The sequence below is a fragment of the Arthrobacter sp. NPDC080031 genome (assembly GCF_040702485.1).
Classification (GTDB): Bacteria; Actinomycetota; Actinomycetes; order Actinomycetales; family Micrococcaceae; genus Arthrobacter.
Window position 1 is genome coordinate 244,382 of sequence record NZ_JBFBLA010000002.1, and the last position, 11,156, is coordinate 255,537.

Annotated in this window: 11 protein-coding genes; 4 read left to right on the forward strand and 7 right to left on the reverse strand. The window is 65.2% G+C overall.

Translation table 11 applies throughout. The features are described from left to right. The first annotated feature begins 79 nt into the window (after window positions 1-79). The 4 genes from AB0323_RS02960 to AB0323_RS02975 are packed head-to-tail and all read left to right on the forward strand — an operon-like array spanning window position 80 to window position 4,019. Window positions 80-1,051 carry a sugar-binding domain-containing protein gene (locus tag AB0323_RS02960; protein ID WP_366176046.1) on the forward strand — a complete coding sequence of 324 codons (972 nt, stop codon included), beginning with the start codon at window positions 80-82 and terminating at the stop codon, window positions 1,049-1,051. A gap of 46 nt (window positions 1,052-1,097) precedes the next feature. Continuing rightward, window positions 1,098-1,979, forward strand: a complete 882-nt coding sequence (locus AB0323_RS02965) for an aldo/keto reductase (RefSeq protein ID WP_366176047.1) — start codon at window positions 1,098-1,100, stop codon at window positions 1,977-1,979. A gap of 10 nt (window positions 1,980-1,989) precedes the next feature. Next, on the forward strand, window positions 1,990-2,937 hold the full coding sequence (locus tag AB0323_RS02970) for an alpha/beta hydrolase (protein ID WP_366176048.1): 948 nt from the start codon (window positions 1,990-1,992) through the stop codon (window positions 2,935-2,937). Beyond that, window positions 2,934-4,019 (forward strand): glycosyltransferase family 1 protein, encoded by a 1,086-nt coding sequence (locus tag AB0323_RS02975; protein ID WP_366176049.1) that lies wholly within the window; start codon window positions 2,934-2,936, stop codon window positions 4,017-4,019. The genes AB0323_RS02970 and AB0323_RS02975 overlap by 4 nt, the downstream gene beginning before the upstream one ends. Here the strand turns inward: AB0323_RS02975 and AB0323_RS02980 are convergent. The 7 genes from AB0323_RS02980 to pyrF form a co-directional block, all read right to left on the reverse strand. Next, window positions 4,016-6,193, reverse strand: coding sequence for a primosomal protein N' (locus AB0323_RS02980; protein ID WP_366176050.1), 2,178 nt, complete (start codon window positions 6,191-6,193; stop codon window positions 4,016-4,018). The genes AB0323_RS02975 and AB0323_RS02980 overlap by 4 nt on opposite strands. A gap of 93 nt (window positions 6,194-6,286) precedes the next feature. Continuing rightward, window positions 6,287-7,516: a methionine adenosyltransferase gene (metK, locus tag AB0323_RS02985; RefSeq protein ID WP_284982275.1), complete on the reverse strand. Its 1,230-nt coding sequence runs from the start codon at window positions 7,514-7,516 to the stop codon at window positions 6,287-6,289. A gap of 92 nt (window positions 7,517-7,608) precedes the next feature. Next, complete coding sequence (coaBC, locus tag AB0323_RS02990) at window positions 7,609-8,856, reverse strand: bifunctional phosphopantothenoylcysteine decarboxylase/phosphopantothenate--cysteine ligase CoaBC (protein ID WP_366176051.1); 1,248 nt, start codon at window positions 8,854-8,856, stop codon at window positions 7,609-7,611. Window positions 8,857-8,883: 27 nt separating this feature from the next. Next, complete coding sequence (gene rpoZ, locus AB0323_RS02995; protein ID WP_028267125.1) at window positions 8,884-9,144, reverse strand: DNA-directed RNA polymerase subunit omega; 261 nt, start codon at window positions 9,142-9,144, stop codon at window positions 8,884-8,886. Window positions 9,145-9,183: 39 nt separating this feature from the next. Next, complete coding sequence (gene gmk / locus AB0323_RS03000; protein ID WP_364541025.1) at window positions 9,184-9,756, reverse strand: guanylate kinase; 573 nt, start codon at window positions 9,754-9,756, stop codon at window positions 9,184-9,186. Between the two features lie 45 nt (window positions 9,757-9,801). Further along, window positions 9,802-10,128: an integration host factor, actinobacterial type gene (gene mihF / locus AB0323_RS03005; protein ID WP_364541022.1), complete on the reverse strand. Its 327-nt coding sequence runs from the start codon at window positions 10,126-10,128 to the stop codon at window positions 9,802-9,804. 109 nt (window positions 10,129-10,237) lie between these two features. Further along, window positions 10,238-11,131, reverse strand: a complete 894-nt coding sequence (pyrF, locus tag AB0323_RS03010; protein WP_366176074.1) for an orotidine-5'-phosphate decarboxylase — start codon at window positions 11,129-11,131, stop codon at window positions 10,238-10,240. Between the last annotated feature and the right edge of the window lie 25 nt (window positions 11,132-11,156).

Consider the following 11,156-nt stretch of genomic DNA (forward strand, 5'->3'; position numbering starts at 1 on the left):
CGCACCTTGCACAACTATTCTTCGAAGGAATGGAAAATGAAATCAAGCTAGTTGCACAAACGTGCAGAACGGAATTGAGATGCCACGATCACGACATTCAGAAGCCCTCCGGGCAGCACAGATGTACTACCTCCAGGACCTCACGATGGACGCCATAGCCCGCGAACTCCGGACCTCGCGTTCAACGGTGTCCCGCCTGCTGTCCTCGGCCCGCGAGTCGGGACTGGTCCAGATCCAGATCCGCAGTCCACTGGATTCCGCTCCCGAACTGGAGCGTATGATCCGCAACCACTACGGCGTCGATGTCCATGTTGTGCCGGTCCTGGACACCTTGAACGAGGCGGAAACCCTTGACCGGGTGGCGACGCAGGCCGCACGGACCATTGGTCCCCTGGTCGATTCCAACGCCATCATCGGAGTGGCCTGGGGTGCGACCATCAGCGCGGTCAGCAGGCACCTGACGCGCAAGATCACGCACGGCAGCACTATCGTGCAGCTCAACGGCGCCGGCAACATGCAGACCACCGGCATCACCTACGCGAGCGACATCATGCGCCGTTTCGGCATCGCCTATGGTGCGCGGGTGGAACAGTTCCCAGTGCCCGCCTTCTTCGACCATGCCTCGACGAAGACCGCCATGTGGAATGAGCGCAGCGTCCAGCGCGTGCTCGATCTCCAAGCCAGGATGAGCATCGCCATCTTCGGAGTCGGCTCGGTGCATTCGGACTACCCCAGCCACGTGTACGCAGGCGGCTACCTCGATGAAACGGACCTGTCCCTGCTGGCCAGCTCGGACGTCGTGGGCGATGTTGCCACCGTCTTCTTCCGCGCCGACGGCTCTTCCGACGGCATCACCCTCAACGAGCGGTCCACCGGCCCGAGCCATGAGCAACTCCGGCAGGTCCGTCGCCGCATCTGCGTCGTCTCGGGTGCGTCCAAGATCAACGGACTTCGCGGAGCGCTCGAAGCGAGGCTGGCAACGGATTTGATCCTGGACGAGGCCACGGCGAAGCGCCTTGTCAGTTTCGGCAGCCCTTCTGCGAATAATTGAAGGACGCTGAAACATTCCCGGCATCGAGGTAGGTAGAGTCTTGGCTATGAAACCCTCGCCTAGGCTCAGTCTGAACAACGGTGTCTTGATTGACCAGCTGGGGTTCGGGCTTTACAAGGTGCCGCCGGCGGACGCCACCCCTTTGGTCGCCACTGCGCTCGGTGCCGGCTACAGGCACTTCGATACAGCAGCCATGTACGGCAATGAGACCGGGGTCGGCCGCGGCATCGGCAGTGCGGTCATACCCCCGCCCGGCGTGGACAGCAACACGGGAGGCTCCGGGGAGGGCACCCACGGTCTCTCCCGCGAAGACGTCTTTGTCACCACCAAGCTCTGGAACGATGACCAAGGCTACGACTCCACGCTCCGCGCCTTCGATGCCTCCATGGCCAATCTCGGCCTCGACTACGTCGACCTCTACCTGATCCATTGGCCCTGTGCGGAACGCGGACTGTTCCAGGAAAGCTACCGGGCAATGGAAACCCTGTACCGCGAAGGCCGGGTGCGCGCGATCGGAGTCTCCAACTTCCAGCCGGCCCATCTCGAAGCACTCATGCAAAAAGCCGAAGTGGTTCCAGCCGTGAACCAGATTGAACTGCACCCATGGTTGCAGCAGACCCGGCTCCGCACGCTCCACGAGCAGTTGCGCATCCGCACCGAGGCGTGGAGCCCTTTGGGCCGCGGCCAGGTCCTTCAGGATCCGGCCGTCCGGGCGCTCGCCGACAAATACGGAAAGACACCTGCCCAAATCATCATCCGCTGGCACCTCCAGCTGGGAAACATCGTCATCCCGAAAGCGAGCACCGCGGCACGCATCCAGGAGAACTTCGATGTCTTCGGCTTCGAGCTCGATGCCGACGACATGGATGGCTTGGCCGCCCTCGAACGCCACCACCGCACCGGGTCACACCCGGACAACGTCAACTAGGACCTGCCGAATGGAACAAGTGGACACCAACCACTCCCCCGAACCCGCACCAGCCTCCCCACGGGAGTTCTTCAGCAAGGCATTGGCCGCCCGGACGAGTGCCTCCGACATCGACCTCGACGGCAGCAACGTCGCCTATTGGTGCTACGAGCCGGTCAAGGTGACCGCGGCTACCCGGACCATACTGGTCATCCACGGTTTCCGCGGCGACCACCACGGCCTGCTCCGTGTCGTAGACCATCTGCCGGAAATGCGTGTCATCATGCCCGACCTTCCCGGTTTTGGCAGCTCGGAGCCTTTCGCCGGAGACCCCCACACCGTGGATCGGTACGGGAAGTTCATCACCGGTTTCATGGCAGCCCTGGGCCTCGGACCTGACACCGTTCTCTTGGGGCACTCCTTCGGATCCATTGTCGCCAGCCACTTTGCCGCCGCGAACCCGGGAGCCATCCGTCCGTTGATCCTGGTCAATCCCATCGCCGCTCCCGCGCTTGAGGGCCCCAAAGGGCTCATGACCAAGCTGGCGGTCCTGTACTACCAGGTCTCGGCCAAGCTCCCGCGCCGGCTGGGGCTCGCCGTCTTGCGCAGCCGCCTCATTGTCCGCGTCATGAGCGCCGCGATGGCCAAGACCCGGGACAAGGAACTCCGGGCCTTCGTCCATGGCCAGCACGATGCGTACTTCTCCGCGTTCGCCGACCGCGCGAGCCTCCTGGAGTCGTTCCGGGCTTCAGTGTCCAGCCATGTAGCCGAGGTGGCCGCGCAGTTGGACCTTCCCGTGTTGTTGGTGGCCGGCGAGAAAGACGAGATCGCCCTGCTCCGGGACCAGCACAAGTTGTTGGAGATGCTGCCGGACGGTGCGCTGGAAGTGATTCCCGACGTCGGGCATTTGATCCACTACGAGACACCGGCGCCGGCCGCCGCCGCTATCCGCAGCTTCCTGGAGGAACACCCCGCGTGAAAATCGTCATAGATGCCCGCTTCACCCGCACGGACCATCATGACGGGATCAGCCGCTACGGATCGAGCCTCATAGCGGCGACGTCCAAGATCGCGGATGTCACCATGCTCATCAGCGACAAGCGCCAGTTGGCGCTCCTCCCGGATGTCCCCTACGTTCACATCAACAGCCCGCTGTCTCCCTGCGAACTGTTCGTTGCCCGCGAAGTCAACAAGCTCGGGGCCGACGTTGTGGTTTGCCCGATGCAGACCATGGGCACCTGGGGCCGCAAGTACGGGCTGGTCCTGACCCTGCACGACCTCATCTACTATGAGCACCCGGCCCCTCCGGGCTTCCTGCCCCCACCGGTCCGGTTGCTCTGGCGGCTCTACCACAAGGCCTATTGGCCGCAGCGATTGCTTCTTAACCGGGCCGATGTCGTTGCCACCATCAGCCACACCACCGAGTCGCTCATGGCGAAGTTCAAGTTGACCCGCCGCCCGGTCCGGATCGTGGGCAACGCACCACAGCCGGGCCAGTCGCCGCGCGATCCCGCGGCCGGCGCCGAGAAATCCCTGCTCTACATGGGCTCGTTCATGCCCTACAAAAATGTGGAAACCATGATCCAGGGAATGGCCGAATTGCCCGGATTCACGCTGCATCTGCTCAGCAGGATCACGCCGCAGCGCCGGGCCGAGCTGGAGCCTTTGGTCCCGCCGGGAGCGCGCGTCGAGTTCCATAACGGCGTCACGGATGCCGAATACGACTCCCTCCTGCTCCGGGCCACCGCCCTCGTCAGCCTGTCCAAAGCGGAAGGCTATGGCCTGCCCCTGGTGGAGGCGATGGCACTTGGCACTCCCGTGATCGCCAGCGACACTCCCATTTTCCGTGAGGTCGGCGGGGACGCCGTGAGCTATGTGCACCCCGAATCGCCGGGCGAATTCGCCGCGGCAGTCAAAACCCTTGAAGATGTGGAATTCTGGGAAGCGCGCTCACGCCGCTCTGTGGAACGCGCAGCTCACTTCAATTGGGACGAATCGGCCCGCCAACTCCTGGCCGTGGCCGAAGAGATCGTTGCGATGCGCAGCCGTAAGCGGCGCTAGAGGACATCCACCCCGTCGAGCCGCAATTGAACTGGTCCCGAGGTGCGCTTCGCCGCACTGGCGGCTTTGACGGCCCGCATGGAACGGGTGGCAACAGCTGCTTGTGCGTAGGGAATGAAGATCAGCGTCCGGACGTCCGGTTCGCCCTCCCGCTGTGCTGGATGTTGCGCAGACTGGGTGAGGGAGACCGGAGCGGGGCCCGCGGTTCGGAGCTGGATGCTTTCAGCCAGGCTTTCGGTGAAGTGCACGACGTCGGCCCGTTTGCCCGTCACCGACGCGATCCGTACTGCGGGCGGTAGCTGGAGTTCCTGCCGCAGTGCCAGTTCCCGGGACGCGAATCCCGCAGGGTCCCAGCGCAACAGGGCGCCCGTCGCGGTTGTGTCGTCCGCGGTAATGACTACGAGCCCGCCTTCATTCGCGGGCCGCACGAGGGCTGCCGCATTGAACCAACGCCGTACGGTGTCCTCACCGGCACGCAGGTTTTCCCTGCGCAGGAGCGAATTGCCGTCCAGGAGCAGCGCCGCCGCGTAGCCGCCGTTTGCGATCGGCTCAGCGCCCACAGTTGCCACCACCAGTGCACGGGCATCGGATACCGTGGCCTTGACCTGGTCCCCGGACGACGTCACGACGGCTTTGCCTGGAAAAGCCCTGCCGAGTTCTTCCGCGGTCCGCAGCACTCCGGCGGCGCCCCTGCGGAGCCGGACTCCGCCGCAATGGCGGCAACGCCATTCCGGGGCGGGAGTGGAGCACCAACGGCATTGCGGCATAGCCGATTGGCCTGCGATTGCGAGGGGTCCCTGGCAGTTGTTGCACCGGGCGGTTTCGCGGCAATCCTCGCAGACAAGGGACGGGGCGTAGCCGGCCCGGGCCACCTGCACCAGGACAGGTCCGCGCTCCAGGCCCTCTTTGGCCGCCCGCCAGGCGGCGCCGGGCAAGCGTGCAATCTTTGCCAGGGGGTCGCGTTCCTGTTCGAAGCTGTCCGCTGTATTGAGCACCCGGGGCGTGCTGGCGCGGACCACCGGCCGGGGGGCTTCCACTGGCACGGCCCAGCCGCCCTCGACAAGCCGCTGAAGTTCGGTGCTCCGGCTATGCGCAGCCATGAGGCACGCCGCTGATTCCTGTTCCGAACGCAAGAGCAGGACTTCCCGGGTGTGGGCGTAAGGGGCGCGCTGGTCAATGTGGAGGTCGTCGCCGTCGTCCCAGCACACCACCAGTCCCAAGTCCTCCACGGGAGCGTAAGCTGCCGAGCGGGTGCCGACTGCCACCTTTGCGGCGCCGCTGAGGAGCCGAAGGTAGCTTCGGTACCGCGGGGTCGGGCCGTCGTCGGCCGTCAACCGCGCGACGTCCCCCGCCGGCAGGACAGCGCGCAGGGCCGCTTCCATGCGGTCGAGATCACGGTAGTCGGGCACGACGACGACGGCGCCCCGCCCTGAGGAGCGGACTGCCGCGACGGCAGACGCCACAAGCCCGGGCCAGCCGGCCGCTCCAAAACCCTGTGTCGCAGTCAAGACGGCACGGGGTGAGCCACCTCCGGCCAGGTGTTGCAAGTAGGGCGCCCCGTTGGTGTAGGAAGCCCACGCCGCTTGGGCTTGCGAAGCGGTGCCCGGGGACGCGGAGCCTTGGGCAGCCCCGCCGTGCCCGTCCGGCGTGTCCGGCTTGTCCGAGGTGTCCGGTTCGTCCAGCCCGTCCAGGAGGGAATCGCCGGACAGGAGCTGCTTCTCCAGCCGCGCGACGCGGGGCGGAATGGCGGTACGGAGGACGTCGCTGAGCGTCCCGGCGTAGCGGGCAGCGACGCTGGAGGCGAGCTCCAGCAACGCCGGTGTCAGCACCGGGACGGCCGAGACCACCTTGAGAAGCGGAGTCAGGGCATGTCCGGCTTCCGAGGATTCCGTGCGCTCCAGGACGTAGCCGTTGAGTTCCTGGCCGCTGAAGCGGACTTTGACCCGGACGCCTGGGAGAGCGGTCCCGTCCAACTCGGCCGGGACGCTGTAGTCGAAAGACCTGTCGAGATGCGGCAAGGATGATTCGATCAACACCCGGGCCACCGGATCGCTGGCCGCCAGGGGTGGCCCGTCGGCGTCGCTCCCGCGCGAGGGGAAGCCCTGCAACAAGGACGGCTGATGGGACGCCGACGGCGAGGCCACGGCAAACGGAAGCAATGAACCATCGCTCATGCTTGCCACCTCCCTGGTTCGGCTCTTGGGTCAAGCCAAACACACACCACCGACAATCGGGTCCCCGGCAGTCGAAGCCTTGGCGCAGCCCGGTCAGGCGTTGAAGAATTCCTTCAGTTCGTCCACGCGGTCCAGTCGTTCCCACGTGAAATCCGGCTCTTCGCGGCCGAAGTGGCCATGCGCAGCGGTCTTTGCGTAGATGGGGCGCTTGAGGTCGAGGGCGTCGATGATGGCGCGCGGACGGAGGTCGAAGATCTCCGCAATCGCTTCGCTGATCTTGGCCGGGTCAACAGTCTCGGTACCGAAGGTTTCAACATAGGTGCCCACCGGACGCGCCTGGCCGATGGCATAGGCGATCTGGATTTCGGCCCGCTTGGCCAAGCCTGCTGCTACGACGTTCTTCGCTACCCAGCGCATCGCGTAGGCCGCCGAACGGTCCACCTTCGACGGATCCTTGCCGGAAAAGGCACCGCCGCCGTGGCGGGCCATGCCGCCGTAGGTGTCAACGATGATCTTGCGTCCTGTCAACCCGGCGTCGCCGACCGGGCCGCCGATGACGAAGGCACCGGCAGGGTTCAGGATATTCGCGACGTGGGAGATGTCCAGGTTGGACACAGCCAGGACGGGGTCGATCACGTGCGAGGCGAGATCGGCGCGCAAGCGATCGAGGTGGGTACCTTCGGCGTGCTGGCTGGAAATGACCACCGTCTCAACGGAAACCGGACGGTCGCGGTCGTACCCAACCGTCACCTGGGTCTTGCCGTCAGGGCGCAAGTAGGCCAGCTCGCCGCTCTTGCGGACTTCGGTGAGACGCTCGGAGAGCCGGTGGGCGAGCCAAATCGGCGTCGGCATGTAGGAGGGGGTCTCGTCGCTCGCGTAGCCGAACATGATGCCCTGGTCGCCGGCGCCCTGGAGGTCGTAGTCGTCCTCCTGGCGGCCTTCGCGGGCTTCGAGCGAATTGAAGACGCCGCCTGCGATGTCGTTGGACTGCTGTCCGATGGAGACAGACACGCCGCAACGGGCGCCGTCGAAGCCGTTGGCGGACGAGTCGTAACCGATTCCGAGAATGGTCTCGCGGACGATCTGCGGGATTTCAACATACGCATCAGTGGTGACTTCACCGGCCACGTGCACCAAGCCCGTGGTGGCCATGGTCTCAACAGCCACGCGCGACTCGGGGTCTGCCGCCAGGAGCGCATCGAGGATGGCGTCGCTGATCTGGTCGCAGATCTTGTCCGGGTGCCCTTCCGTGACCGACTCTGAAGTGAAGAGCCGGAGCTTGGACGGGATGCCGTGGGATTCATGGTGCAGCGGTAAAGTCACTCGACTACCTTACTCGGTTGGGGGCGACCGGCTTCCGCCGTATGTCCCTATGCTAAGGATGGACCAGCTAAGGAATGGGGCTCGCCGGAGGCCTAGGTGGCCGGGCGTACTCTGCTCAGTTCGGTGCTGATGCGGTCAATGACAACGGCAGCGACGTCGGATTTGGAACCTGCCGCCGACTGCGCCGCCGCGCCATGGGCGGAGAGAATGATCACAGAATTCTGGTCCTGGCCGAACACGCGCCCGACGCCGACCTGGTTGACCACCAAAAGGTCGCAGCCTTTGCGTTTGAGCTTGGCGGTGGCGTGCTCCAGGACGTTGCCGTCCTCGTCCCCGGTTTCGGCCGCAAACCCGACGATCAACTGGGAGGATGCCTCAGAGTCGCGGCGCACCACCAGCTCGTGCAGGATGTCAGGGTTTTGCACAAGGCGCACCACGGGGGCGTCGTTGCCGTTGACCTTCTTGATTTTCGTGCCGGAAACCTCGGCGGGGCGGAAATCCGCGACGGCGGCGGCCATGATCACGACGTCGGAGCCGACGGCGGCTTCCAGCGCGGCGTCGCGGAGCTCCAATGCGGATTCAACCTGGATCAATTCGACGCCCGCAGGTACCTGGACGTCCATGTGCGCAGCGAGGAACCTGACATGGGCGCCGGCGTCAAGGGCCGCGGCGGCCAGCGCAACACCCTGCTTGCCGGAGGACCTGTTCCCAAGGAACCGGACCGGATCCAGGGCTTCCCGGGTGCCGCCGGCGGAAATCGTGATGGTCCGTCCGGCCAGGGGTTTCGGGCCAGGGAGCCTGGTTGAGGGCGCTGAGGCGTCGACCAAAGCCATGGCGGCTGCGAAGATCGCTTCCGGCTCGGGCAGCCTGCCTGGTCCGGAGTCCGCGCCGGTAAGCCGGCCCACTGCCGGTTCCAGGACGGTAATGCCCCGGCTGCGCAGTGTTTCCACGTTCGCCTGGGTGGCTTGGTTGTGCCACATTTCGGTGTGCATTGCGGGAGCGAAAAGCACGGGTCCGTGGGCCATGAGGAGTGTATTGGTCAGCAGATCCCCTGCTTGGCCGGTTGCTGCCTTGGCCAGCAGGTCGGCGGTCGCCGGGGCGACCACGATGAGATCCGCCTCATGACCGAGACGGACATGATTGACCATCTCGACGTCGTCAAAGACGCTGTTGCTCACCGGGTTGCCCGAGAGGGCCTCCCACGTAGCCACGCCGACAAACCGGGTGGCCGCCTCGGTGGGGATGACCGTGACGTTGTGTCCGGCCTCAGTAAAAAGCCGGAGGAGCGATGCAACCTTGTAGGCTGCGATCCCTCCCCCGACTCCGAGGACTATGCGCACGTGACCTCCGTCAACAGGCAGTCTGTTTTACTCTGCGGGCTCGATGGGAGTGGAAACCAGCAGGCCTTCGTTGATCTCGCGCAGCGCGATGGAAAGCGACTTCTCGTTGAGCTTCGTGTCGACCAGCGGGCCGACGTATTCGAAGAGGCCCTCGTGCAGCTGGGCGTAGTACGCGTTGATCTGGCGCGCGCGCTTGGCGCCGAAAATCACCAGGCCGTACTTTGAATCGGCAGCAGCAAGCAGCTCGTCGATCGGCGGGTTGATGATGCCTTCAAGGTTCGTGGACACGAATTCTCCAAATTCTAACGGGCTGACAAGTGCTAGCGCTTAGCGCTGGTGCGGGGTAAGCCCCATGAGTGAAACAAGCTCGTCCGCTGCCCGGCGTACGTCGTCATTGATGACGGTGTGGTCAAACTCCGGTTCAGCGGCAAGTTCCAGTTTAGCGGTTTCCAGCCGTCGCTGCTGTTCCTCCGGGGTTTCGGTGCCGCGTCCCACCAGGCGGCGGACCATTTCGTCCCAGCTGGGCGGAGCGAGAAACACGAATTTGGCGTCCGGAACCGCGGCCTTGACTTGGCGGGCGCCCTGCAAATCGATCTCCAGCAGCACCGACCTGCCTTCGGCGATGGCAGCATCCACGGTGCTGCGCAGCGTGCCATAGCGGTTCCTTCCATGGACGACGGCCCACTCAAGCAACTGGCCGTCCTCAACAAGCGCGTCGAATTCTTCGGCGGACTTGAAGTAGTAGTGGACACCGTCCTTCTCCCCCGGCCGCGGAGCACGGGTGGTGGCTGAAACCGACAGCCAGACCTCGGGGTAATTGTCCCGGATATACGTGGATACTGTTCCCTTGCCAACGGCAGTGGGGCCTGCGAGGACGGTCAGTCCCGGATTCTTGCTCACATCGTCCTTCGTGGAGGGCTGCAGTTCTTCAAACGCTGTATTTGTTCAAACGCTGTATTTGTCTTCCATAAAATCTATCAGCGACCGGGACTGGTGAATTCCCAGGCCCCGGAGCCTGCGTGAAGGGGCGATTCCGATCTCCGCCATGATGGCCGCTGCACGGACCGGGCCAATGCCCGGGACAGCCTCGATGAGCTCGGAAACACGCATGCGCGCGATGGCCTCGTCAGTCTGCGCCGACTTGATCAGCCGGGCGATGCTGAGTTCGCCCGACCTGAGCTGTTCTTTCGCGAGAGCCCGCCTTGCCCGGGCTCTCGCGGCCTTTTCCAAGGCATCGGCACGTTCCTCTGGCGACAGAGCCTTTAAGGTCACTGACACATCCCCCTTTGGCCGGCATCGAGTGCGTAGCGGATTGGACTGATCCCGAAGCTATCGCGTGGTCAGTGCGGAGCGCAATGCATTGGACCCACCAAGATCACGCTCAGCCTTCCAGCAAGCCGTCGCGGGTTGCCTCGGTAGCGGAACGCAGTCCGGCAATCGTTGGACCGGCCGCGAGTATTCCGCGGCTCGACGTCGCCAGGACCGCCGGGTATGCCGCGCCGAAAGTGGCACGCAGATCGGCCGGCGTGGCTCCCTGTGCGCCCAGGCCGGGCGCCAGGATGGGCCCGTGAACCGCGTCGAGGTCCAGCCCGAGTTCCGCGAGGGCGCCCCCGATCGTGGCGCCCACCACGAGACCGACCGAGCCCAGACCCGCAGGCCCCATGCCGTCGGAACCCGACGTGCCGGAATAGCGGCGGTTCTCCGCGGCCGCGGCCTCGGCAATGCGCCGGGCCACCGATTCCGAACCGCCAACATGCTGCACGGACTTTCCCTCGGGGTTGGACGTCAGGGCGAGCACGAAAACACCGCGGCCGGACTCGGCCGCGAGGTCGAGCGCCGGGCGCAGCGACTCGAAGCCGAGGTACGGGCTCAGCGTGACCGAGTCTGCCGCCAAGGCGGAGCCATCCCGTAGCCAGGCGTCGGCATAGGCAGCCATCGTGGAGCCGATGTCTCCGCGTTTGGCGTCGGCGATGCTCAAAACTCCGGCATCGGAAGCGGCAGCAAGGGTCCGCTCCAAAACCGCCATGCCTGCTGAGCCGTGACGCTCATAGAGGGCCACCTGCGGCTTTACCGCGGCAGCGAGCGTCGCCACGGCCTCCAGCACGGTGAGGGAAAAGCGCTCCAGGCCGGCGACGTCGTCGTTCAATCCCCAGTCCGCCAAGAGCCCCGGGTGCGGGTCGATGCCGACGCACAAGGGGCCGCGGGCGGCCATCGCGGCAGCCAGGCGGGAACCGAACGGCTGCCGGGGCCCCGGGCCAACAGCACCCTGCCCCAGGGACGGTTGCCCGGCTGCGGCAGAC

Coding starts and splice junctions, on each gene's coding strand:
- AB0323_RS02960 (WP_366176046.1), top strand. CDS start 80: ATGCCACGATCACGACATTCAGAAGCCCTCCGGGCAGCACAGATGTAC.
- AB0323_RS02965 (WP_366176047.1), top strand. CDS start 1,098: ATGAAACCCTCGCCTAGGCTCAGTCTGAACAACGGTGTCTTGATTGAC.
- AB0323_RS02970 (WP_366176048.1), top strand. CDS start 1,990: ATGGAACAAGTGGACACCAACCACTCCCCCGAACCCGCACCAGCCTCC.
- AB0323_RS02980 (WP_366176050.1), bottom strand. CDS start 6,193: ATGAGCGATGGTTCATTGCTTCCGTTTGCCGTGGCCTCGCCGTCGGCG.